The organism is Hyunsoonleella ulvae, assembly GCF_016827605.1.
GTDB classification, from domain to species: domain Bacteria; phylum Bacteroidota; class Bacteroidia; order Flavobacteriales; family Flavobacteriaceae; genus Jejuia; species Jejuia ulvae.
The window spans coordinates 701,972-726,492 of record NZ_JAEPJQ010000002.1 but is presented as its reverse complement, the minus strand read 5'-3'; the positions used below and the strand labels follow the sequence as shown (position 1 = coordinate 726,492).

Below are 24,521 nucleotides of genomic sequence, written 5' to 3'. Positions count from 1 at the left end.
CTAAAGTCTACCTACTAGTTTATTTATAACTTAAAAATCTCATAACTTTGGTGTACTTGTTTTACAGCATCTTCCGTCCTATCAGCATGGGTATCACTTATAAATAGTTGTCCAAAGTTTTCATCATCTACCAATGTAATAATTTGTGCAACACGTTGTTCATCTAATTTATCAAAAATATCGTCTAATAATAAAATTGGGTTTACACCGCTTTGCGTTTTTATAAAATCAAACTGTGCCAACTTCAGGGCAATTAAAAACGATTTTTGTTGCCCTTGGCTACCAAATTTTTTTATGGGGTGCCCTTCAATATGAAACACTAGGTCATCTTTATGAATTCCAACACTAGTGTATTGTAATGCTTTATCTTTGGCAAGACTATTGGTTAATAAAGTGTTTAAATTATCATTGGATAGGTGGCTATCATATACCAAATCTACAGACTCTTTACCGTTACTAATTGATTTGTATCTGGATTTAAAAATAGGTATGAAGGCCTTTAAAAACGCATCTCTTTTTTCAAAGATTAATGCTCCATACTCTGAAAGCTGTTCGTTATACACACTTAATGTATCAGCATTAAATGTATGGTTCAAAGCAAAATATTTTAATAAAGCGTTGCGTTGTGCTAAAACTTTGTTGTAATTAATAAGTTGTAACAAATAGTTTTTATCACTTTGGGAAATAACACTATCCACAAACTTTCGGCGGGTGCTGCTACCTTCAATAATTAAATCCCTATCAGCTGGAGAAATGATAACTAGAGGCAAAAACCCAATGTGTTCGCTAAATTTTTCATACGCTTTTCCATTGCGCTTTATTACTTTTTTTTGACCACGTTTAAGACTGACACTAATTTTTTCATGTTTTTTTGCCTTCTCATAATCGCCATTAATAACAAAAAAATCTTCATTATGTTTTATGTTTTGGAGCGCAACAGGGTTGAAATAACTCTTACCGAAAGATAAATGGTAGATAGCATCCAAAATATTGGTTTTTCCAACGCCATTATTACCAACAAAGCAATTTATTTTTTCATTGAAATTGAAGGAGTGACTTTCAAAATTTTTATAGTTTACTAATGAAAGCGTTTTTAAAATCATGCAGTTGCTGCTTAATTATGTGTTTAAATTCGAAAATATAGCAAAAAGAAGTGCAAATTATTGAAAAATAACAAATAATTAGCCTTTTAGTTATGAAGAAAAATTATATTTTTGCGCGACGATAATTTTCAAGATATGGCAACTTACAAGAAAAGAGGATTTAAACCTAAAACTAAGGCAGAGAAGGAGCAAAATATAGAAGAAGGATCAACTACTGCAGAGGTTTTTAACACGTTAGATGAAACTGCATCTAAAACCGAAGCATTTGTAGCCAAAAATCAAAAATATATTTTCATTATTGTAGGGGTAGTAGCGGCAGCTGTTTTAGGGTCGTTGGCATACAAAGAATATGTGAAAAAACCTAAGCAACTCAATGCTATGAACGATATGTTTCAAGCTCAAAAGTTTTTTAATGAAGCTGTAAACGGTGTAGCAAAAGATTCTTTATTTAATTTGGCATTAAATGGAGGCGAGGGTAAATTTGGTATGTTAGATATTATTGATGAATATAGCGGGACCCAAGCTGCAAATTTAGCAAATTACTATGCTGGTACTGCGTATTTAAGGTTAAAGGACTACAAAAATGCCATAGCATATTTAAGTGAATTTGAAAGTGATGATGAGGTTCTAGCACCTTTAGCTAAGGGTAATATAGGCGATGCATTTGTGCAACTAGATCAGCCTGAAGATGCTTTAGGGTATTACGAAAAAGCCGTTACTCTTAGAGATAATGGTTACACTACACCTATGTACCTCTACAAAGCAGGCGCTTTAGCTCTAAAGTTAGGGCAAGCTGAAAAAGCTTTAGGATATTTTAAAAGAATAAAAGAAGAGTATCCAGATTCTAGTGAAGCATCTTCTATTGATGTTTTTATAGGAAAAGCAGAAGTTATAGCGAGTAAGTAATTCCATAGTATAATGGCTACTGAAAATAAAAATTTATCAGACTATGATAAAGCAACAATCCCAGATGCGAAGGAATTTCGGTTTGGGATTGTTGTTTCAGAGTGGAATGATACCATTACAGAAGGGCTTTACAAAGGTGCTTATGATGCCCTGATTGATAATGGTGTATTGCCTACAAACATTATACGTTGGGATGTGCCAGGAAGCTTTGAGCTGATTTATGGCTGCAAAAAAATGCAAGAGCAAAATGTAAATGCTGTGATTGCTATTGGAAGTGTGATTCAAGGAGAAACTAAGCATTTCGATTTTGTTTGTGAGGGGGTTACCCAAGGCATAAAAGACCTTAATATCATAAGCGATATTCCAGTAATTTTTTGTGTACTTACCGATAACACAATGCAACAAGCCATTGAACGCTCTGGAGGTAAGCATGGTAATAAAGGTACAGAAGCTGCCATAGCTGCTATAAAAATGGCCGAACTTCGTAATAGTAGTAGAATATAAATAACATATTCCAAAACCGAAATTCCAAAAGGTGCTCTAATAAGGATGTGATATCTATTGGAATTTGGTTTTTATTTTTTTGGAATTTGGCTATGCTGTTTGTTAACAATTTTTAGCAGTCCAGAACTTCATTTCTGTGGTTTTTTAAGTATTTTTGAGAGATTAAGAACAATAATTTGTTTAAGCGGCGAAAACATAAAACCTTTAATTATACACCTCGTTTTTCTGAGGATAACATCAATTCTGATGTTGAGGATGAAAAACGCGAATTTGCTTTAAAGTGGCGTAAGGAAAATGGTAAAAAAGTTAGAGGAGGTTTATCTATACGTTTTTTAATCTTGGCTTTGGTACTATTATTGATTTGTATGTATCTATTGGAAAAAAAATACATGTAATCTTAGAAACCGAGAACCCATGGGAATATTAAAAGTGAGAAAAAATAAGAAGTTTGACTATACACCTAGGTATTACAAAGGAGATGGTAACCCTTATGAAATAAAACATAAGTTTGACGAACATCGTACAACAGTAGGTAATAATAATGGTATTAAGTCTAAGTTTATTAATGCTATAAACGATTATAAAACCAATGAGAATAGAGAGGCAAATCGCCGTGTAATAATCATAGCAGCAGTTTTACTTTTTGTATTTTTATTAATCATAGGTTTCGATTTATCTATTTTCTTTGCATAATTTTATATGGCAGACATCATTCAACTTTTACCAGACCATGTAGCCAACCAAATAGCTGCTGGAGAAGTTGTACAACGCCCTTCTTCTGTAGTTAAGGAATTGTTGGAAAACGCCATAGACGCTGGTGCAGGCACTATAAAGCTTATTGTAAAAGACGCAGGGAAAACACTCATCCAAGTTATAGACAATGGTAAAGGCATGAGTGTTACCGATGCACGGTTGAGTTTTGAACGGCATGCTACATCTAAAATTAGAAATGCCGATGACCTATTTCAATTAAATACTAAAGGGTTTAGAGGTGAAGCTTTGGCAAGCATTGCTGCCATTGCACATGTGGAATTAAAAACCAAGCAGGAAGGGGATGATGTAGGTACCAGTATATCAATAGAAGGAAGCGAAGTAATTTCTCAAGATGTTGTGGTAACACCCAAAGGGACTTCACTTTCTGTTAAGAACTTATTTTTTAATATTCCTGCGCGTCGTAATTTCTTAAAATCCAATACAGTAGAACTACGCCATATTATTGATGAATTTCATCGTGTAGCACTAGCGCATCCAGATATTAGTTTTTCATTATTCAATAACGGTAGTGAAAACTTTAATTTACCTGTTAGTAATTACCGCCAACGTATCGTAAATATTTTTGGAAATAAAACCAATGAAAAGTTAGTGCCTGTAGAAGAAGATACAGAAGTATTAAAGATTTCAGGGTTTGTTGGAAAACCAGAATTTGCTAAAAAAACAAGAGGAGAACAGTACTTTTTTGTAAATAATCGCTTTATTAAAAGTGCGTATTTAAATCATGCGATTTTATCGGCTTTTGAAGGACTTTTAAAAACAGGAACACACCCGAGTTATTTCTTGAACCTGAAGGTAAATCCGCAAACTATTGATATAAACATCCATCCTACAAAAACAGAAATTAAGTTTGATGATGAACACACTCTGTATGCCATTTTACGGTCTGCTGTAAAGCATAGTTTGGGTCAGTTTAATATTGCTCCCGTTTTGGATTTTGAACGCGATGCTACTTTAGATACACCTTACGATTTAAAAGGTACGCTCTCTAAAACACCAAGAATAGAAGTAGATAGTAATTTTAATCCGTTTCAGGATTCTAAAACTGTGTCTTCAGGGAATTCGTCAACCCAAAGTTTTAAAAAAGCACCAACAGAACATTGGGAGAGTCTTTATGTAGGCTTAGAATCTAAGAGTAATGATGCGTCAACAGATTTTAGCGAAATTACTTTTGAGAGTGAAGCACAACCCAATGTTTTATTTGATGAAAAAGATACCTCAGAAACAGTAAGTTCTACATATCAGTTGCACAACAAATATATTTTAAGTGCCATAAAATCTGGTATGTTGGTTATAGATCAATATAGAGCGCATCAACGTATTTTATATGAAGATTTTTTAAGGGATATTACAGTAAAAGAGGGTGTAAGTCAACAGCTACTGTTTCCATTAGAATTGCATTTTTCGGTACAGGAAATGGATATTGTAAAGCAATTACAGGAAGATTTGGAGCATACAGGTTTCGTGTTTTCTAATGTAACTGACGAATCTGTAGAAATTAAAGGAGTGCCCGTAACGGTACCCGAAAGTGAAATTTCCATTATTCTAGAGCAATTAATAAGCGATGTAGAGAATGAAGTGCCAGATGCTAATTTTAGTGCTACCGATTTGTTAGCAAAGTCTATGGCTAAAAGTTTAGCTATTAAAGCAGGGCAATCACTACAAAAGGACGAGCAAGAGCACATAGTTAACAAATTGTTTGCTTGTAAAGAACCTAATGTGTCGCCTACTAATAGGGTTACGTTTATTACTTTGGGTATTGATGAATTAGATAAAAAATTTATTTAGATTATGATGAGGATTACGGATACCGTAAAGCATTTAATTATTATTAATGTGATAATGTTTGTGGGCAGTATGATGGTAGGAACTTTGGCGTTTGATAGTCTGTCGATTTGGTTTTTTGAAAACAATAATTTTAAACCATGGCAAATTATCACACACATGTTTATGCATAGTCAGGTTTTTATACCGCATATTTTGTTTAACATGTTGGCATTATGGATGTTTGGAAGTCCTTTAGAGCAGATGTGGGGCAGAAACAAGTTTTTATTTTTTTATATTTCTTGTGGTTTAGGAGCTGTTTTTCTGCCTTTTTTAATAGATTATTTCAGTTTTAATTCCTTGATAAGTCCTTTGTTGGAGAATGGTTTTACTAAAGATTATATTGTTGAAACTCTTAATCAAGGAAATATAGATACTAGATGGAAAGGTATTATCGGAGATGAAAATTTAAACCAACTGGCTCGTTTATTTTTTGGATCTGGTTTAGGAGCTTCTGGTTGTGTAATGGGATTATTGGTAGCATTTGGTATGAGTTTTCCGAATAGCGAATTAATGCTGATTTTTTTGCCTATTCCCATTAAGGCAAAGTACTTTATTCCTCTTTTATTGGCTTATGAAATTATATCAGGAATTACAGGAGGAACCTCTATGTTTGGTGTTAATGTAGCTCATTTTGCTCATGTAGGTGGAGCATTAACAGGTTTTTTAATAGCTTGGTACTGGAAAAAAACACAGTTTAATAATAATCGCTGGTATTAATGACGTCTTTAAATCAAGACATAAAAGATAAACTGTCACGATTAAACGTACTTGAGAAAATAATCGTGGTTAATGTTATAGTGTTTCTCTTAAGTTTTGTGTTGTCCCCATTACTATCTTGGTTAGAATTACCTAGTGCGTTTACCAAGTTTATATTACGACCATGGAGTATCATCACTTATGCTTTTGTACATTACGAGTTTTTGCATTTACTGTTTAATATGCTTTTACTCTATTTTGTTGGGCGTATGTTTTTAAACCTATTTTCTTCTAAAATGGCACTTAATATTTACTTCTTAGGTGCAATTTCTGGAGGGATTTTTTATTTATTGTTTTTTGAGTTTTTACCCAAAAGTAAACCAGGCATACCACTTGTAGGTGCATCGGCAGCCGTAATGGCAATTCTAATTTTCCTGTGTGCATACATGCCAAAACAAGATGTGCGTATTTTTACTTTTAATATTAAACTCTGGTATATAGGTGCTTTTTTTGTGATACTGGATGTTTTGCGTCTTTTTGGTGATAATGGTGGTGGATATTTAGCACATTTAGGTGGTGCATTATTAGGATTTGTCTATGCAAAACAACTTACTAAAGGGCATGACATTGGTAAGGGATTTGAAAAGTCTATGGATAATTTTGTTGGATTTTTTAAGTTTAAAAAGAAAAGTTCACTAAAAACCGTACACAAAAATAAAAGTAAGATTGGAGGATATACTAAAGCAGATTTTAATGAGTTTAACAATCAAAAGAAAGTTGATATAATCTTAGATAAAATAAGTAAAAGCGGTTATGATAGTTTAACTGCTGAGGAAAAAGATTATCTCTTCAGAGCAGGAAAGTGATGATAGATAAAGATTTTTTCGAAAACCTACAATAAATCTTTCGTCTAATGCATATGCTGATGGCTTTCAGAAGTAATATTAAATAATATCGGTCATCAATCATCTATAACTATGGCAAAAACAAGTTTTGTTGATAAAATTCTTTGGTTCATCAATAGAATATTGGCTGTTGTTTTGTTACTGTCTTTTGTTTTACCTTTTTTACCTCCCAAAACATTTTCCATCCTTTCGGTTTTAAGCTTAGGTGTAGCACTGTTGATTTTAATAAATGTATTATTTTTTCTCTATTGGTTAGTTAAACTTAAAAAGAGGTTTATGCTATCACTAGTAGTTTTGGCTATTGGTTACTTTTCATTTGGATCGCTGTATAAGTTCTCTTCTTCTAAACAAGTAGCGTCCAATACAAATTTTAAAGTGATGAATTATAATGTTCGTTTGTTTAACTTATACAAATGGATTGAAAAAGATAGCGTTGAAATCAAAATTATTGATTTAATACGAGAAGAAGCCCCGGATATTTTGTGCTTACAGGAATATCATCCTCATAAAAACATCGATTTATCTTTTTTTAGGCATAAGTATGAGAAGTTGTCTGGCAAGAGGAATAAATACGGACAAGCCATTTTTTCAAATTTCCCTATTGTGAATTCTGGGTCTATAGAGTTTCCTGAAACATCCAATAATGCTATTTACGTTGATATTAAAATTCAATCAGATACTGTACGTGTTTATAATTTACATCTAGAGTCTATGCGAATTGATACCAAAGTGGAGAGCTTGAAAAAGGAAAACTCGGAGCGTCTCTTTAAGCGTGTTGGTAATACATTTAAAATGCAGCAATTCCAAACAGAGCTGTTCTTGCGACATAAAAATGAGTGTGCTTATAAAATGATTATTAGTGGCGACTTTAACAATACTGCTTTTTCTTATGTGTATAGAAAAATTAAAGGGGATTTAAACGATACTTTTAAAGAGGCGGGTAATGGATTTGGGAGGACTTATGATTTTAAATTTTTTCCCATTCGGATTGATTTTATATTATCAGATGATAGTTTTAAAGTGAATGGTTTTAAGGCTTATAATGCGCATTATTCTGATCATTATCCTATTATGACTACTTTAGATTTGAAACAGTAACGTATTACATAAAGGAACAATCCACCATATCAGCTACAATGTGAATCACCAAGCCTAGACCTACCAAACGAGATGTTTTAGGGACACATAAAAAAATGTAAAATAAAATGGCGAATGAAGAGTGTAACGGATGAAACCCGATACTACACCTGTTAGGATCAAAAACAGGTGTTGCTAGCAAATGATCTAGATCAATTAGCAGCCCAGCAAGCATTATTAAGTAGGCCTTTTTCCAGTTTGATTTAAAGCATAACACAGCAACTAATAGCGGTAGTAAGAAGTGACATCCGTAATGTGCTAAGGGCTGTATCATATTATACAACTAAGGTTTGAGATTCTAAATAATTTAGTGCGTTTGGGCCTTCGTTAAAGAGTAAATCTAGGATACTTAAGTTTGACATAAAACCGTGCTTGTTTGTAAAAACTTGAGTATAGTGTTCAAAACCGAAATTGATTTCATTTTTTGCGTTTACCAAGAATCTAAAATCGGTTTTATGATTCAATGTTTTTTCAAAAGTTTTAGTTTTAGATGTTTCTATTTCCAACTGTAAACAATCACATATGGCTTGAAAACACTTTAAATTAAAGTCCATTAGAAACTGAGCTTCTTCAAAAAATAAAGGCTTTAATTCATCTTCATAAAATTCAAAAAAAGGCGAAGTGCGATACGCAGATTCTAAAGATTTCCAATGTTGTAATTGCCATTTAACTTCATTAAAAATTTTTACGTCTTTATATAATTGTCTTTTTTTTTGGGAGTAAACTGCAGGAATCGTTAAAGGCAATTTACCATTGGCACCATAAATACAGCATCTGTTACGGTAGGTTTGTTTTACAAAACTATCAGCAAACTCAAACGAGATGTGTTTTGATTGCACTGTAGCTACGAAGTGCGCTATGTTTGGAAAGTATGTTGGATGCATAACAATAGCCATAAATAATCAAACTTTGCTGTATGCAATATATTCTTAATACTTTAAGTTTATCTCTTATATTTCATTACAATTACTGAATTAGCAGCATTATCGTGAATGGCTTTTTTCTTTTTATCTCCAGAAATAGTAAGTAATGAAATCCATCCAAGAGAGGCCTTTAAAAGAAATCTAATTAAGGCTATTGGAAAAGATATGTTGCTATTGAGGTTTCCGTCTTTTCTGACTGTAATTTTTGAAATTGTATGACCTACTGTTCCTCCATAAAAAGATGTCATAAGCGGGTCATACAGTAAGAATATAATAACGGAAATAACAATTTTCACATAATTGGGTACAGAATCAAATAGTGTAAATAATTCAGAAATAAAATACATTATTACAATTAGAATAATTGAATCTATGATAGCTGCTTTGATTCTATCTGGGATAGATGCGTATCTTACAGTATCCTCATTAAGGTTTTCATCAAGTCCCAGAGTTTTATTTTTTTTCCAGAGCCTATTTAAAGCAATTATCATAAACAGTAAAACTAAAAAAGGAACGAAAAGAGAGGAGGGCTCTTTTGAAGAACCATGAACAGTAGTAAAGAAACGTTCCCATCTCGCATTGGGGAAACCATCCCAGCTCATCCAGATAAAAACAGCTTTACCAAAAACATGACTAAAAGGTACAAATCCCCATCGTCTTGCATCAATGGAGTTATGGCGATTGTCGCCCATCATCCAGTAGTAATCTTGTTTAAATGTATAGGTGTTTGCCACTTTACCATTTATCTTTACTTGATTCCCTTCAACACTTAGCGTGTTTCCTTCATATTCTGTAATTACACGCTTATAAAGAGGTAGCACATTAAGATTAATATCTATTGTAGCTCCTTTTTTAGGGATGTAAATGGGACCAAAAAAGTCAACATTCCAAGGATAATCTGGTGAATGCGGAAACGTATTAGGATCATGTAGCCCCTTTTCTTGTTTATTTACTTTAATATCTGAAACGTTAGGGTGGTTTTTAAAGCTTGTATAAGCTTCATCAGACATCGCAGGGATATAATAATTAGAATATTGTTGATTAGTAGGATATGCACCATCCGTTATATCATAACGCTTGGCTAGGTAATTAGGATCAAAGGTTCTGGATTTAGGTTTAACATTATAGCTAAACTGTAATTTTGCTCTATCTGGTAGTTCGTTTTGTTTGCCATTAATAAAAACATAACCATTTCTAACTTCTAAAGAATCTCCCGGTAAACCTACACATCGTTTTACTAAATTGGTCTTTTTATCAATGGGTTTGTAGTAGTTACGATCTGGTGTAAAATCATTCATATCCAACAAAGTATCGGCTGGCTGGTTAAATACTACAATATCATTGCGTTTTATTTTTTGAAAGCCAGGAATACGCATGTAAGGCAATTGCAATTTGTTAATCCAGGATGTATTGCGTTTTTCGTAATTATCATTAAAGGCGTAAGACTTCACTCTAGCTAAAGGAATAGTGTCATGTACCATAGGGGCAGCAACAGTTGTCATAGGCACTCTGGCACCATAATGAAATTTACTAACAAATAGGAAATCACCAACGAGTAACGATTTTTCCAAAGAAGAGGAAGGAATCGTAAATGGTTGCATAAAATAAGTATGTACAATGGTGGCTGCAACTATAGCAAACAAAATAGAGCTAGTCCATTCTCCAGAACTGGATTTGGGCATAATACTTCTATTTTCAACATAGGTTACATCAGTAACATAGTTTAAGTAGTAACTGTAAAACCCTAAAGTTATAATGGCTAAAAATGTATCCAGATACGTGTTTTTGCCAAAGCTTCTAGCTGTTTCTACCCATACTACCATGAGCATAATAAGGTTTACAATAGGTAAAAACAGTAAAATAACCCACCACCATGGACGGTTGATAATCTTCATTAAAACTACACCATTGTATACAGGAATAAAAGCTTCCCAAGCTTGTCGCCCTGCTTTAATATATAGTTTCCATGTACCTAAGCCATGGATAATTTGAATGATTAATAAAAATATAAGCCACTGAGTAAAAGTCATCTTATTAGTGTTTTTATGATAAGCCCATTAGAACGAAAAACGTAAATCTTGTTACAATAATTAATACTATTAACCAATATTTAACACATCGTTCATGGAGAATATACCAGTTTTTCCAACCAACCATTCTGCAGCGACTACAGCACCAAGAGCAAAACCTTGTCGGTTATGAGCAATATGCTCTATGGTTATGGAGTCTACTTCACTTTGGTAATTAACGGTATGTGTACCAGGGATATCTGCAATACGTTTTGCCTCTATGGGGATGGTTTTTTCAGCACTTTCATCTAATTTCCAAGCATCATAGTTTGCATTATTTTCTATAACGCCTTCTGCTAGGGTAATTGCAGTTCCACTTGGTGCATCCAATTTTTTAGTATGATGAATTTCTTCCATAGTAACATTATACTGAGAAAGATTACTCATCATTTTGGCTAAGTTTTTGTTTAGCTCAAAAAAGATATTCACGCCTAAACTAAAATTTGACGCATAAATAAAAGCTCCATTTTTTTCTTTACATAAAGCAATGGCCTTATCATAATCTTTTAACCAGCCAGTGGTTCCAGAAACCACAGGAACCCCATTCTCTAGGCAGTTAGAGATATTATTAAATGCAACAGAAGGAATACTAAAATCGATAGCTACATCAGCTTTGGTGATATCGTAATCGTTATCATCCTTATCCACTTTTAGCACGATAGTATGCCCTCTATCTATTGCAATTTTTTCAATGGCTTGCCCCATTCTACCATATCCAAGTAAAGCTATATTCATATGTTTTGTTTAATATTCATTAAGAACTAAAATTTCCAGTTTAAACTTAGTCCAACAGTACTGCTTCTATCTATATCGTTAAGTTCGTAATGCGGTGCTAAGGTAAGGTTTTCATCTACATTATACTGTAACAAATGTGCATCTACATTTGCATCAATAATATTTAAAGCATATAGCCCGATGGTAATTAACAGGGATACTTCTTTATTTCTCCTAAATAACCTTTGGGCCCGTATTAAACCATCATCGGTAACACGTTGTGATATCACATTACCTTCAGCATCTAGATTGTAAAATTCATCATCCTGAAAACCAGCCGATCGTCTTCTAAATGCATCGCGATATCTTCTATATTCTTTATCATTTGTAAGATAGAAATACATGCCCGTACCTAAAGCACCATAAACAAAAGGTATTTTCCAATATTTTTTATTGTAGGCCTGACCCAAACCTGGAAGTACTGCGGATAGAAACGCTGCTTTTGCGGGTCTTAAGGGATCTATGGTTTTGGATTTTACAATAGTGTCTTTAACAACAAGAGCAGAAGGAATACTATCTTGACTTGATTTATCCCTGTTTTGGGAAAAGGAAATAAAGCAACAAAATAAAATGGTTAAACTTGCTAAAAAGAGCTTATTTGGCACGCTGCACTAATTTTTTAATTCGGTTGAAATCTTCTTCGGAATGAAAAGGAATAATAATTTTACCCTTCCCATTTTTAGAGACTTTAACGTCAATTTTATGTCCAAAGTATTCAGAAAATTCTTTTATGCCTTTTTTAACATGCTTAGGGATCTCTTCTATATCATTATTTTCTGAAGTAGATTGAGTGTTTTCTATATTGGGATTGTTATGCTGTCTTATTAATTCTTCGGTTTCCCTAACGGATAATTTTTTTGATAAGATACTTTCGTAAATATCAAGTTGATGTGATTGGTTTTCAACAGAAATTAATGCACGACCATGCCCCATAGAAATAAATCCATCTCTCATGCCAGTCTGTATGATAGGGTCTAGTTTTAGCAAACGTAGATAGTTGGCAATTGTAGAACGTTTTTTCCCCACACGCTCACTCATTTGTTCTTGGGTAAGGTTTATTTCATCTATCAATCTTTGGTAAGACAGTGCTATTTCTATAGGATCTAAATCTTGGCGCTGAATATTTTCAACTAGAGCCATTTCTAAAGATTCTTGATCGTTGGCGATTCTAATGTAAGCAGGGATAGTTTGTAAACCTACTAACTTAGATGCACGATAACGGCGCTCCCCAGAAACTAATTGATATTTGTTAAACTCTAACTTTCTAACCGTTATGGGTTGTATAATTCCCAATTCCCGTATGGATGATGCTAGCTCTTGTAAAGATTCTTCACTAAAATTTGTACGGGGCTGAAATGGATTAACCTCAATGGCGGTTATATCTAATTCCACAATATTACCAATAACCTTATCGGCTCCCTTATCTTGAACAGATTGTATATCGTTACTAGGATCTTTAAGAAGCGCAGATAAACCTCTACCTAAAGCTTGTTTCTTGGTTGCCTTCGCCATAATTAGGAGTTTTTAGTAATAATTTCTTCAGCTAAACTTAAGTAATTGCTTGCGCCTTTACTTCCTGCATCATAGTTTATAATACTTTCACCATAACTAGGAGCTTCACTTAAACGAACATTTCGCTGAATTATGGTAGTGAATACCATATCGTTAAAATGTTTTTGCACTTCTTCTACCACCTGATTAGATAACCTTAAGCGAGAATCGTACATGGTAAGCAATAAGCCTTCGTAATCTAAATTAGGATTGTGCACTTTCTGTACACTTTTTATAGTGTTCAATAGTTTGCCTAATCCTTCTAAAGCAAAATACTCGCACTGAATTGGAATCAAAACAGAATCTGCGGCTGTAAGTGCATTTAATGTTAACAAACCCAAAGAAGGCGCACAATCAATGAGAATAAAATCATAATCATCTTTAATATCTGTTAATGCTTTTTTTAGCATATACTCACGCTCATCTTTATCAACTAATTCAATTTCAATAGCAACCAAATCTATGTGCGCAGGTATGATATCTAAGTTCGGTGTTTCTGTGGTAATTACAGATTCCTTGGCAGAATTTGTATGTTCTAAAAGTTGGTATGTGCCAATTTCCACACTTTCAACATCAATACCTAACCCAGAAGTCGCATTGGCTTGGGGGTCAGCATCTATCAACAAAACTTTTTTCTCTAGAACACCTAACGAAGCAGCTAAGTTTACAGAAGTTGTCGTTTTTCCTACGCCTCCTTTTTGATTAGCAATTGCAATGACTTTGCCCATTAATTGATTTGGTTTTTTAATGCGTAAAAATACAATTATTTACGAGTAATAAAAACCTAATTTGTTAACATAGTTTGAATGACTGTTATCTCTAGTTTTAAGGGTTTGACCTAATAAAAGGTTAACATTTTATTGTGAGAAATTATATAATTGAAATGGGAAATTTGAGAAACTAAAAAATTAACATTATGAAAAGCTATTATTCTCATTTAAGAAATGCTACGGTTATTTTATTTATCATAACCATTTCATTTCAAATTAATGCTAAGATTAAAAAGACAGACAAATTAACCCTTCAAAAAAATTTATTATTGATATACCTGACCGCGATGTGGTTTTAATGCATCTCGTACAGATTTCATTTCCTCATCACTTACTACCATAAAAGCCACAGCGTGTAAAGAACTAATAGTTTGTACACCAGTAATATTTAACGTTAAATGTTGTGCCTTGATAAAATCTTTTAAATGAATTTCATGATGTTCGGCAATTTTTAAAGCATCAGGTCCGCGAAAATCCCAAATAAGTTTTATTTGTCGCATAGGTTTTTATTTGGCTTCAAAGGTCTAAAATTCAAAGTAAAAACACATCGAAAACTTAAAATAAAAACTCTTTTTTTACGTTTGTTAACTCAACTTGTTTTAAAGCTATATATTAGTATTTTTGTAGCCATCCATTAATTAAATTCTACTATGAAGTTAAAGAGTCTCATCTTAGTTTTTTCATTATTTTTTATAGGTATTGGGTTCTCCCAGACACAAAACAAAGAAGTTTTGTTTACTGTTGCAGACGAACCTGTATATGTTTCAGAGTTTTTAAGGGTGTATAATAAAAACTTGAGCTTGGTACAGGACGAATCTCAAAAAGATGTTGAACAGTATTTAAAATTGTTTGTAAACTATAAGCTAAAATTAAAAGAAGCCCAAGCACAAGGACTGCATGAAAAACCTACCTATCAGCGAGAGCTAGGGAATTACAAAAAGCAATTAGCTAAAAATTACATGACAGACGCAGAGGTAAATGAGGCGTTAGTAAAAGAAGCTTACGATCATGTTACAACTGATGTGAAGGCAAACCATATTTTGGTACGTGTATCCGAAGAAGCTAGCCCTAAAGATACATTGGCAGCGTTTAATAAAATTAAAAATTTAAGAGAGAGAACACTTAAAGAAGGTTTTGAAACCGTTAGAAAAGAAGTTCATAACGGCAAAACACTATTTGGAGAAGAATTAGGTTGGTTTTCTGCATTTAAAATGGTATACAAGTTTGAAAAACCAGCATATAACACTCCCGTAGGCGAAGTGTCCCAGCCATTTAGAACGCGTTTTGGCTATCATATCGTAAAAGTTTTGGATAAGCGTAAGGCTCGTGGGACACGTACCGTAAAGCATATTATGATTATACCAAAAGAAGATGCTGCTGCTTTTAATGCAGAAGAGAGAATTAATGAGATTTACAAAAAAATCCAACAAGGAGAAGCGTTTGAAGCTTTGGCAAAAGAGTTTTCTGATGATAAAAATTCGGCACCTAAAGGAGGTTTGCTCAAAGCATTTTCTAGCGGACAGTTAAGTGTACCAGAATTTGAAGATAAAGCATTTGCATTGCAAAACGAAGGGGATATCTCTGAACCTTTAAAAACAGATTTCGGTTGGCATATCATAAAACTCGTAAAAGCAAAACCAGTAGGCGATTTTGAAGATTTAAAGCACGAGCTAGAACAAAAAGTTAAAAGGGATTCCCGTTCACAATTAATTGAAGATGCCTTAATCTCTAAGCTAAAGCAGAAATATGGCATTACAGACCAAAACCCAGATTTAAGTTATTTTGTGTCTATATTAAATGATGACTTTTACAAGCGTACTTGGGAATTGCCCAAAGATTTTAAAGGAGATTTACCTCTAGTGAAAATAGGAGAAAAGCAATTAACAAATGCCGATTTTGCAGATGCGTTGTTGTCCCAGCAAAAGCGAATAAGAGGAAAGCAAAGTTTTCCAAATATAGTGAATGGTGCTTATGAAGCTTTTCTAAACTCAAATTTAAAACAATATCAAGAAGACAATCTTGAAAACGAAAATGAAGATTTTGCCCATATTTTTAGTGAGTACAGAGATGGATTACTGTTATTCGATTTAATGGAAAATACCATATGGAAAACAGCAAAAACTGATTCTGTAGCGGTTGAAGCATTTTATAACAATAATAAGGACAAATATGTCTGGCCTATAAGGGTAGAGGCAGAGGTAGCATCTTCAACAAACAAGAAAGTGATTAAAAAGGTAGCTAAACTCATGAAGGAAAGAATGGCAATTGATGATATTAAGGCGTTAGTGAACACGAATGGAGAGGTTAATGTGATTTTTACAGTAGATACTATGGATGTAGATCATCAAGCATTACCAAAAGCATTTGACGTAAAGAAAGGTGTTTCAAAAGTGTATAAACACAATAACGGCTTTATCGTGGCTAATGTAAGTCAAGTATTTTCTGAAAAGCAGAAGACCTATGAAGAAGTTAAAGGGTTAGTGATTAGCGATTATCAAACCCATAAAGAAAACCTTTGGTTAGACGAACTGAGAAAGAAGTATGAGGTAATTATTAATAAGGATGTCTTTAAGAAAGTTAAGGCAGGTATTAAGTAGAGTTTTGCGCATTAAATCCCTCAATATAATATTAGTTTTTATTCTACTTGCATCCTGTGATTTTTTTAGAAAAACCGATGACAGGGAACCTATAGCCAGGGTCAACGATACGTATCTCTACAAGGATGACTTAAAAGGTTTGGTAGCTGAGGGCGTCACAGGAAAGGATAGTACTCTAATTGTTCAGAATTTTATTAAAGAATGGGCTACAGGACGACTTCTGGTGGACGGAGCCCAAATAAATTTAAGTGAAAAAAAACAAGAGGATTTTAATAAGCTAGTAGAGCAGTACAAGTATGATCTTTTTAGTAAAGCGTATTTAGAAGCATTGGTTAAGAAAAACCTAGATACAACAGTAAGTGTACAAGAGGCCAGTAGTTATTATGAAAAGCACAAAGATGTATTTAAACTTAATGAAGAGCTTATCAAATTTAGATACCTTCACTTAGATGAAAATATCATAGATTTTGATAACATTAAAGAACGTTTTAAGCGCTTTGAGGAAGATGATAAAATAGTGTTAGACTCTATAGCACTCCAATTTAAATCCTATTCATTAAATGATTCTATTTGGGTAAAAATGAGTCAGGTTATTACTAAGATTCCAGGTGTGAACTCAGAAAATAAAAATCAACTGTTAAAAAAATCTAATTTTGTGCAACTCAAAGATTCATTAGGAGTATATTTGATGCAAGTTAATGATGTTTTGGTTAGGAATGATACTGCGCCTTTGGAGTATGTAAGACCAACAATTGACCAAATTGTTATCAATAAGCGAAAACTAGAACTCATTAAAAAATTAGAAAAAGACATTACAAAAGATGCCATTAAGAATAAGGAATTTGAAATTTATAATTAGCCTATTAGTGCTACTCCTCTTAGTTGGAGTAATACAAGCGCAAGAAATTATTGAAGACGTGCCAACTAAAGTTGAAGAAAGTGAAAAGAAGGTAATTACTGATTCTACTTCAGCATTTAAACCTGTAAAGGTTGATGGTGTTGCGGGTGTTGTAGGCGACTATATCGTATTAAACTCTGATATTGATAAAGAGTTTTTACAGTTACAAGCCTCTGGTGTAGACACTAAAAATATTACCAGATGTCAGCTTTTTGGTAAACTTCTAGAAGATAAATTATATGCTCACCATGCTATTCAAGATAGTGTATTGGTGTCTGATGCTGAAGTTAGAAATAATGTAGAGTATCAATTACAGCAGTTTTTGTCCCAAGTTAATGGGGACATAAACCGCCTCTTAGCGATATACAATAAAGAAAGTGAGGAAAGTCTTAGGGAGGAGATGTTTAAAACCAATAAGGATATGATGTTAGCCCAGCGTATGCGAGCTAAGGTTGTTGAAGAGGTTGAAATAACTCCAGAAGAAGTAAGGCAATTTTTTAATAAAATTCCAAAAGAAGAACGTCCAAATTTTGGTACAGAATTAAAAGTAGCTCAAATAGTGGTAGAGCCAAAAGTATCAGAAGAAGAAAAGCAACGTATCATAAGTCAGCTAAAAAAATTTAAGAGTGATGTAGAGGATAATGGCGCAAGTTTTAGGTCTAAAGTTATTCTATACGGTCAAGATCCAGGTATAAAACAATCGGGTTACAAATATACGCTTAACAGAAAAAAACCTAGGATGGTGAAGGAATTTCGTGAAGCAGCATTTTCCTTGCAAGAAGGACAGGTTTCTGAGCCTTTTGAAACCGATTTTGGATTCCATATTGTCTATTGCGAAAAAATTAGAGGCCAGGAGTATGATGTTAGTCATGTGCTATTGATTCCAAAAGTTTCTGATGCCTCAATAATTGAAGCAAAAGAAAAACTTGAGGAAGTAAGACAAAAAATAGTTAGTGGAGAAATTACATTCGAAGCAGCAGCTAGAGAAATAAGTGATGATGAAGTAACGCGATTTGATGGAGGACAGTTAATAAATCCAGAAACTCAAGACTATAATTTTGAATTAACGCGTATGGATCCTGAATTATATTCTCAAATTCAAGATTTAAAGGATGGAGAGGTTAGCCAAGTAGTTGCGGAGTCTGACAGATCTCAAAAGCTTAAGTTTAAAATCCTTACAGTTTCTGATAGGGTAGAAGACCATGAAGCTGATTATGCAAGAGACTTCTTAAAAATTAAGGGACTTGCTCTTAACGAAAAGAAAATTAAGGCTATAGAAAATTGGCAAGCGGAAAAGATTGATGATACCTACATTAAGATAACAGGTAATACAAGAGATTGTGAGTTTTCTAGTAACTGGTTAAAAAAATAGGAATTTATGTCTGATGTTGCTGCAATAGAACATTTTGTTAAAAAATATAAAACGTTAAAACAGGAAATAGCTAAAGTCATTGTAGGACAAGATGATGTTATCGATCAAATTTTAATATCTGTATTTTCTGGAGGACACTCTTTACTTGTAGGTGTACCAGGTTTAGCCAAGACATTAATGGTAAATACCATTGCGCAAGCCTTGGGTTTAGATTTTAAGCGCATACAGTTTACGCCAGATTTAATGCCAAGCGACATTTTAGGAAGTGAAATTCTTGATGAAGACCGTCATTTTAAATTTGTAAAAGGTCCTATTTTCGCCAACATTATTCTAGCAGATGAAATAAATAGAACACCGCCAAAAACCCAGGCAGCACTATTGGAAGCAATGCAAGAACGAGCAGTAACAGTAGCTGGACATCATTATAAACTAGATTTACCTTATTTTGTTTTAGCAACGCAAAATCCTATTGAGCAAGAAGGAACTTATCCTCTACCAGAAGCACAATTAGACCGTTTTATGTTTGCCATTAACTTAGAATACCCTTCATTTAAAGAAGAAGTAGAAGTGGTAAAGGCTACAACTAACGATGTGAAAGTTGAGGTAAATGCACTTTTTACTGCAAAAGAAATTTTAGAATTACAACATGTTATTAGAAGAATTCCCGTAGCTGATAATGTTATTGAATATGCAGTTACTATGGTTGGTAAAACTAGGCCAAATAGTACTGTAGCATCAGATTTAGTAAAACAATATATAGATTGGGGAGCAGGGCCAAGAGCATCTCAAAATTTAATACTAGCAGCCAAAACCCATGCTGCAGTTAATGGTAAATTTTCTCCAGATAATGAAGATGTACAGGCGGTAGCTACCAGTATTCTTAGGCACCGTATCATTAAAAACTACAAAGCAGAAGCAGAAGGTATTTCAGAAAATCAGATCATTAAGAGTTTATTCTAATTAAGGATTGGTTTTTTTGGACATAAACCCATCTTTTAAGCTGTTCCCTCTCAACTTAGGAATATAATGATAATAGTGTTTTATATATTCCACTTGTTGCTGATTCACACAAGGTAAGCTACCATTGCCAGTACCCCAGAAGAACACATCTTTTTCAGGGGTATAAAAATCAAACCCATCAACAGTAACTTTAGAAAAAGTAGTGGCAGTTTTAGTATTGTTCTCTGGAATAATAATATTTTTAAACTTGAAATTACTTAGCGTCATAGCAAATTTATTTGAAGTAAAAGCATTTAAATTTAAAGGAATAAAAATAGTAATTGCACTTAAAATTATGGCACTACACGTGAGGTACAATCCCAACTTTTGAGATTTAAATAAAGTAACGAATATTTGAAGCGAAAAAATAACAATAAATACAAAAAAGAAGCGGTATTGAGGAGAATTAAGCCAAACGATTACAAGTTGTACAAGTCCTAATAGGTAAACAATTAATAGTTGCGTTTTGTGTTTACTTTTAAGAATACAAAAAGGAAAAAGTACTAAAAGAAATAAGAACAGTTTATTAAATAGCCCATTAAGTTTGGGGATTTGCAACCAATATTTAAGTGTTTCAAGAAAGCTAAATGATGAAGTGTCAATATTATTAAAACCAGATTGATAGGTGCCAGTTTTGTATAGTTGTAATAATTCAGGCGGTAATTTCCAATCTACGTTTAAGATGTCCAAAGCAGATGTAGGGTAAAATAAGTATCCAGAGATGATATAATTTTTAAATAAAAACAGTCCAAGTATTCCAATGCACAGTAAGGTAAACTTAATACTATATATTTTCAATGCATTATAATGTTTTAAAAATAAAATTAGTATAAGAAGGGATACTACCAACATCGTTACTTTTACAAGACATAAAAAAAGGACTATAGATAAAAGCTGTTTAAATGTATTGATGGATATGGTGTTATAATTCATCAAGAATTCATAGACAACATATGGCGTCAACAAAAAGATAATTAAATCAGGAGAAGGTGTATTTACAAATTGCATCAAGAATAAACTAAACACAAGTATCAGACCTAAAAAATAATCCTGAACATTAGAATTATGATTCAATTTTTCAATAAACAGAAAGCCTAATAGCACAAAAATAAATCCGTTAATATCATTAAAGCAATTAGTGATAAAAGGGAAATTAAAACCAGCTTGTAAGGCGTGCCATGAAGAATTTTGTCCTAAAAAAAGATGTAGGTTGGCTAGCCCTTTTACATAACCAAATTCATTTATCCATTTTATGGTTTGTATATAATACGATTCGTTATCAATTAAATAAGGCTTGGTAGCACTCTGTGCCAATACCAAAATACATAGCAGTAGATATAATAGTTTATAAGGAGTTTTTAAATTTTTGATTGCATGCCACACACTATTTAAAAGCTGTTTAATATCTGCTCTAAACCATATAAGTAGTATACAATTAAGAATTAAAACACTTACATAGTATTCAATATGAATTCTCATAAAAAAAGCTGCAAGACTAGTTGTAATGGTATAGAGAAAAAGCCCTAAGATATGATGTATCGTAAAATGGCAATTGTCAATTTTGAGAATTCTCCTGAAAACAAATCCAAAATTTAGGCAAGTTAAGGCTATGTATATCCAGCTTAATAGTATAAGAAGCATCTTCTTGTTTGGTTTACCTCAAAGGTATAGATTAAAAGTCAACATTAAATTATTAATTCATTAGAAATTGCTGTATTCAACTAACAAAAATTCAATCATTTTATTTAATAATGATACTATAATAATTAAGTATAGATACTTAGTTTTATTGTAGTTTTCCTTTTAAACCTTTGCATTAAATTCGTATTTTGCGTCACTTTTTTAAATAAAACTAAAACTGAAATATTTCTTATATGAACTACAACGATTACATCAAGGAAATCGAGGAAAGAAAAGCTCTGGGCTTACACCCAAAGCCAATCGACGGTGCAGATTTATTGAGTGACATTATCGCTCAAATTAAGGATGAGGGTAATGCGCACAGAGAAGCATCTTTAAATTTCTTTATTTACAACACCTTGCCAGGAACCACAAGTGCAGCAGGTGTTAAGGCTAAGTTTTTAAAAGAGATTATTCTTGGAGAATCAGTAGTAGAAGAAATCACTCCAACATTTGCTTTCGAGCAACTGTCGCATATGAAAGGAGGACCTTCAATAGAAGTGCTTCTAGATTTAGCATTAGGAAATGATGAGGACATAGCACAACAGGCAGCCAAAGTGTTAAAAACACAAGTATTTTTATACGAAGCAGATACTGATCGCTTGGAAGAAGCAATGAAAACGGGAAGTGCTATTGCTAAGGAGATTATTGAGAGTTATGCTCAAGCAGAATTTTTTACCAAGTTACCAGAAGTAGATGAAGAAATTCAAGTAGTAACTTACATTGCGGGTGTTGGTGATATTTCAACCGATTTATTATCACCAGGAGCCGATGCACATTCACGTTCAGATAGAGAATTACACGGACAGTGTATTTTTGAGCACAACAAAGACATGCAAAAAGAAGTGTTAGCCCTTAAAGAGCAGCACCCTGATAAGCGTGTAATGCTTGTGGCAGAGAAAGGCACTATGGGTGTAGGATCGTCTAGAATGTCTGGTGTAAATAACGTGGCGTTATGGACAGGTATCTCATCTAGCCCATACGTACCATTTATAAACATAGCACCAGTAATAGCAGGAACAAACGGTATAGCACCAATTTTCTTAACGACAGTAGGTGTAACAGGAGGTATAGGGATAGACCTTAAAAACTGGGTAACTAAAAAGGATGCCGACGGTAAAACGGTTTACGATGCCGATGGCGAGCCTGTATTAGAGCAAGTATACTCTGTAGAAACAGGAACTGTACTTACTATAAATACAAAAACTAAAAAGTTATACAACGGCGATAAAGAGTTAAAAGATATCTCTACAGCATTAACACCACAAAAAATGGAGTTTATAAAAGCTGGAGGTTCTTATGCAGTTGTATTTGGTAAAAAATTACAAACATTTGCTTGTAAAGCCTTAGGTATCGATGTACCACAAGTATATGCACCATCTAAAGAAATTTCTATAGAAGGACAAGGCTTAACAGCAGTAGAGAAAATATTCAACAAAAACGCTGTAGGTACAACACCAGGCAAAATATTACATACAGGTTCTAACGTACGTGTAGAAGTAAACATTGTAGGCTCTCAGGATACTACAGGTTTAATGACGTCTCAAGAGCTTGAAATGATGGCAGCAACAGTGGTATCGCCAATAGTAGATGCCAGCTACCAGTCTGGATGTCACACCGCTTCTGTATGGGATGATAAGTCTAAGGCTAACATCCCAAGATTAATGAAGTTTATGAACGACTTCGGTTTAATTACAGGACGCGATCCTAAAGGTGTATATTTCCCAATGACCGATGTAATACACAAGGTATTAAACGATATCACGGTAGACGATTGGGATATCATTATCGGTGGAGATTCGCACACACGTATGTCTAAAGGGGTAGCTTTCGGTGCCGATTCTGGTACAGTAGCCCTAGCTTTAGCAACAGGAGAGGCCACGATGCCAATTCCAGAGTCTGTTAAAGTAACTTTTAAAGGCAACATGAGAAGTTTTATGGACTTCCGTGATGTGGTACACGCTACACAACAACAAATGTTAAAGCAATTTGGTGGCGAAAACGTATTCCAAGGGCGTATTATAGAAGTACATATTGGGACATTAACGTCTGACCAAGCCTTTACATTCACAGACTGGACAGCAGAGATGAAAGCTAAGGCGTCTATCTGTATCTCAGAAGACGAGACTTTGGTAGAATCTTTAGAAATTGCAAGAGACCGTATCCAAATCATGATCGATAAAGGTATGGACAATGAAAAGCAGGTGCTTAAAGGTTTAGTAGATAAAGCAAATACCAGAATAACAGAAGTTAAAACAGGTATCAAGCCAGCATTAAAACCAGATGCAAACGCTAAGTATTATGCAGAGGTGGTTATCGATTTAGATGAAATCGCAGAACCAATGATTGCAGATCCAGATGTAAACAACGAAGATCCATCACGTCGTTACACGCACGATACCATCCGTCCATTATCATACTACGGTGGTACAAAGCAAGTCGATTTAGGTTTCGTAGGGTCTTGTATGGTACACAAAGGCGATATGAAGATTTTAGCACAAATGCTAAAAAACATAGAAGCACAACAAGGTAAAGTAGAATTTAAAGCGCCTCTAGTTGTAGCGCCACCAACATACAACATTGTAGACGAGTTAAAGGCAGAAGGCGATTGGGAAGTATTACAAAAATACTCAGGTTTTGAGTTTGACGATAGCGCACCAAAAGGCTTAGCACGTACCAAGTACGAAAACATGCTATACTTAGAGCGTCCAGGATGTAACCTATGTATGGGTAACCAAGAAAAAGCAGAACCAGGGGATACAGTAATGGCAACCTCTACACGTTTATTCCAAGGCCGTGTGGTAAAAGATACAGACGGTAAAAAAGGAGAATCTTTACTATCCTCTACGCCAGTAGTCGTATTATCTACCATTTTAGGTCGTACACCAACTATGGCAGAGTACGAAGCAGCAGTAGATGGTATCGTATTAACCAAGTTTAAACCCTCTCAAAAAGAATTAGTCATCTAATTCTAACCAGAGACACACATAAATGAAAAGCCTAAGCGTAATGCTTGGGCTTTTTTATGCTTTGGATTTA

Annotated in this window: 23 protein-coding genes and 2 pseudogenes; 13 read left to right on the top strand and 12 right to left on the bottom strand. The window is 33.7% G+C overall.

Going from position 1 to position 24,521, the window contains the following annotated elements:
- Positions 1-23: 23 nt before the first annotated feature.
- Positions 24-1,103, bottom strand: a complete 1,080-nt coding sequence (gene recF / locus JS605_RS08560) for a DNA replication/repair protein RecF (protein WP_203257279.1) — start codon at positions 1,101-1,103, stop codon at positions 24-26.
- 135 nt (positions 1,104-1,238) lie between these two features.
- Here recF and JS605_RS08555 point away from each other — a divergent pair, with 135 nt between their 5' ends.
- The 7 genes from JS605_RS08555 (at position 1,239) to JS605_RS08525 (ending at position 6,673) form a co-directional block, all read left to right on the top strand.
- Positions 1,239-2,009 (top strand): tetratricopeptide repeat protein, encoded by a 771-nt coding sequence (locus JS605_RS08555; RefSeq protein WP_203257399.1) that lies wholly within the window; start codon positions 1,239-1,241, stop codon positions 2,007-2,009.
- A 12-nt stretch (positions 2,010-2,021) separates the two neighbouring features.
- On the top strand, positions 2,022-2,513 hold the full coding sequence (gene ribH / locus JS605_RS08550) for a 6,7-dimethyl-8-ribityllumazine synthase (RefSeq protein ID WP_203257278.1): 492 nt from the start codon (positions 2,022-2,024) through the stop codon (positions 2,511-2,513).
- A gap of 176 nt (positions 2,514-2,689) precedes the next feature.
- Positions 2,690-2,908 carry a hypothetical protein gene (locus tag JS605_RS08545; RefSeq protein WP_203257277.1) on the top strand — a complete coding sequence of 73 codons (219 nt, stop codon included), beginning with the start codon at positions 2,690-2,692 and terminating at the stop codon, positions 2,906-2,908.
- 19 nt (positions 2,909-2,927) lie between these two features.
- Positions 2,928-3,206 (top strand): riboflavin synthase subunit beta, encoded by a 279-nt coding sequence (locus tag JS605_RS08540; RefSeq protein WP_203257276.1) that lies wholly within the window; start codon positions 2,928-2,930, stop codon positions 3,204-3,206.
- A gap of 6 nt (positions 3,207-3,212) precedes the next feature.
- Positions 3,213-5,072 carry a DNA mismatch repair endonuclease MutL gene (gene mutL, locus JS605_RS08535; RefSeq protein ID WP_203257275.1) on the top strand — a complete coding sequence of 620 codons (1,860 nt, stop codon included), beginning with the start codon at positions 3,213-3,215 and terminating at the stop codon, positions 5,070-5,072.
- 3 nt (positions 5,073-5,075) lie between these two features.
- A complete protein-coding gene (locus JS605_RS08530) occupies positions 5,076-5,828 on the top strand; it encodes a rhomboid family intramembrane serine protease (protein ID WP_203257274.1) in 753 nt (250 codons plus the stop codon).
- On the top strand, positions 5,828-6,673 hold the full coding sequence (locus tag JS605_RS08525) for a rhomboid family intramembrane serine protease (RefSeq protein ID WP_203257273.1): 846 nt from the start codon (positions 5,828-5,830) through the stop codon (positions 6,671-6,673). The genes JS605_RS08530 and JS605_RS08525 overlap by 1 nt, the downstream gene beginning before the upstream one ends.
- A gap of 95 nt (positions 6,674-6,768) precedes the next feature.
- Here JS605_RS08525 and JS605_RS17635 read toward each other — a convergent pair whose 3' ends face one another.
- Positions 6,769-6,897, bottom strand: a complete 129-nt coding sequence (locus JS605_RS17635) for a hypothetical protein (RefSeq protein ID WP_262896316.1) — start codon at positions 6,895-6,897, stop codon at positions 6,769-6,771.
- Positions 6,898-6,988: 91 nt separating this feature from the next.
- On the opposite strand from JS605_RS17635, the gene JS605_RS08520 reads away from it, so the two are divergent.
- Entirely contained in the window at positions 6,989-7,810 is an 822-nt protein-coding gene (locus tag JS605_RS08520) for an endonuclease/exonuclease/phosphatase family protein (RefSeq protein WP_239000302.1), read from the top strand.
- 4 nt (positions 7,811-7,814) lie between these two features.
- On the opposite strand, the gene JS605_RS08515 is transcribed toward JS605_RS08520, so the two are convergent.
- From JS605_RS08515 to JS605_RS08480, 9 genes and pseudogenes are all read right to left on the bottom strand, one after another.
- Positions 7,815-8,123: a DUF6122 family protein gene (locus tag JS605_RS08515; protein ID WP_203257271.1), complete on the bottom strand. Its 309-nt coding sequence runs from the start codon at positions 8,121-8,123 to the stop codon at positions 7,815-7,817.
- 1 nt (position 8,124) lies between these two features.
- On the bottom strand, positions 8,125-8,745 hold the full coding sequence (locus JS605_RS08510; protein ID WP_203257270.1) for a WbqC family protein: 621 nt from the start codon (positions 8,743-8,745) through the stop codon (positions 8,125-8,127).
- Between the two features lie 47 nt (positions 8,746-8,792).
- A pseudogene (locus JS605_RS17520) lies at positions 8,793-9,170 on the bottom strand (RDD family protein); the annotation flags it as partial.
- 54 nt (positions 9,171-9,224) lie between these two features.
- Positions 9,225-10,802 (bottom strand): annotated as a pseudogene (lepB, locus tag JS605_RS08505) (signal peptidase I); the annotation flags it as partial.
- A 69-nt stretch (positions 10,803-10,871) separates the two neighbouring features.
- A complete protein-coding gene (gene dapB, locus JS605_RS08500; protein ID WP_203257268.1) occupies positions 10,872-11,576 on the bottom strand; it encodes a 4-hydroxy-tetrahydrodipicolinate reductase in 705 nt (234 codons plus the stop codon).
- A 26-nt stretch (positions 11,577-11,602) separates the two neighbouring features.
- Positions 11,603-12,220, bottom strand: coding sequence for a DUF5683 domain-containing protein (locus JS605_RS08495; protein ID WP_203257267.1), 618 nt, complete (start codon positions 12,218-12,220; stop codon positions 11,603-11,605).
- Entirely contained in the window at positions 12,210-13,127 is a 918-nt protein-coding gene (locus JS605_RS08490) for a ParB/RepB/Spo0J family partition protein (protein WP_203257266.1), read from the bottom strand. Before JS605_RS08490 ends, JS605_RS08495 begins: the two co-directional genes overlap by 11 nt.
- 2 nt (positions 13,128-13,129) lie before the next feature.
- A complete protein-coding gene (locus tag JS605_RS08485; protein WP_203257265.1) occupies positions 13,130-13,894 on the bottom strand; it encodes a ParA family protein in 765 nt (254 codons plus the stop codon).
- Positions 13,895-14,202: 308 nt separating this feature from the next.
- Positions 14,203-14,436, bottom strand: coding sequence for a hypothetical protein (locus JS605_RS08480; RefSeq protein ID WP_203257264.1), 234 nt, complete (start codon positions 14,434-14,436; stop codon positions 14,203-14,205).
- 150 nt (positions 14,437-14,586) lie between these two features.
- On the opposite strand from JS605_RS08480, the gene JS605_RS08475 reads away from it, so the two are divergent.
- The 4 genes from JS605_RS08475 to JS605_RS08460 are packed head-to-tail and all read left to right on the top strand — an operon-like array spanning position 14,587 to position 19,763.
- Positions 14,587-16,533 carry a peptidylprolyl isomerase gene (locus tag JS605_RS08475; protein ID WP_203257263.1) on the top strand — a complete coding sequence of 649 codons (1,947 nt, stop codon included), beginning with the start codon at positions 14,587-14,589 and terminating at the stop codon, positions 16,531-16,533.
- Positions 16,499-17,392: a peptidyl-prolyl cis-trans isomerase gene (locus JS605_RS08470; RefSeq protein WP_239000301.1), complete on the top strand. Its 894-nt coding sequence runs from the start codon at positions 16,499-16,501 to the stop codon at positions 17,390-17,392. The genes JS605_RS08475 and JS605_RS08470 overlap by 35 nt, the downstream gene beginning before the upstream one ends.
- Positions 17,376-18,803, top strand: coding sequence for a peptidylprolyl isomerase (locus JS605_RS08465; protein WP_317194140.1), 1,428 nt, complete (start codon positions 17,376-17,378; stop codon positions 18,801-18,803). The genes JS605_RS08470 and JS605_RS08465 overlap by 17 nt, the downstream gene beginning before the upstream one ends.
- Before the next feature lie 6 nt (positions 18,804-18,809).
- Positions 18,810-19,763, top strand: a complete 954-nt coding sequence (locus tag JS605_RS08460) for an AAA family ATPase (protein ID WP_203257261.1) — start codon at positions 18,810-18,812, stop codon at positions 19,761-19,763.
- On the opposite strand, the gene JS605_RS08455 is transcribed toward JS605_RS08460, so the two are convergent.
- Positions 19,764-21,443: an LIC_10190 family membrane protein gene (locus JS605_RS08455; RefSeq protein ID WP_394369021.1), complete on the bottom strand. Its 1,680-nt coding sequence runs from the start codon at positions 21,441-21,443 to the stop codon at positions 19,764-19,766.
- Positions 21,444-21,676: 233 nt separating this feature from the next.
- Between JS605_RS08455 and JS605_RS08450 the strand changes: the two genes are divergently transcribed.
- Positions 21,677-24,451, top strand: a complete 2,775-nt coding sequence (locus JS605_RS08450) for a bifunctional aconitate hydratase 2/2-methylisocitrate dehydratase (protein ID WP_203257259.1) — start codon at positions 21,677-21,679, stop codon at positions 24,449-24,451.
- Positions 24,452-24,521: the final 70 nt, after the last annotated feature.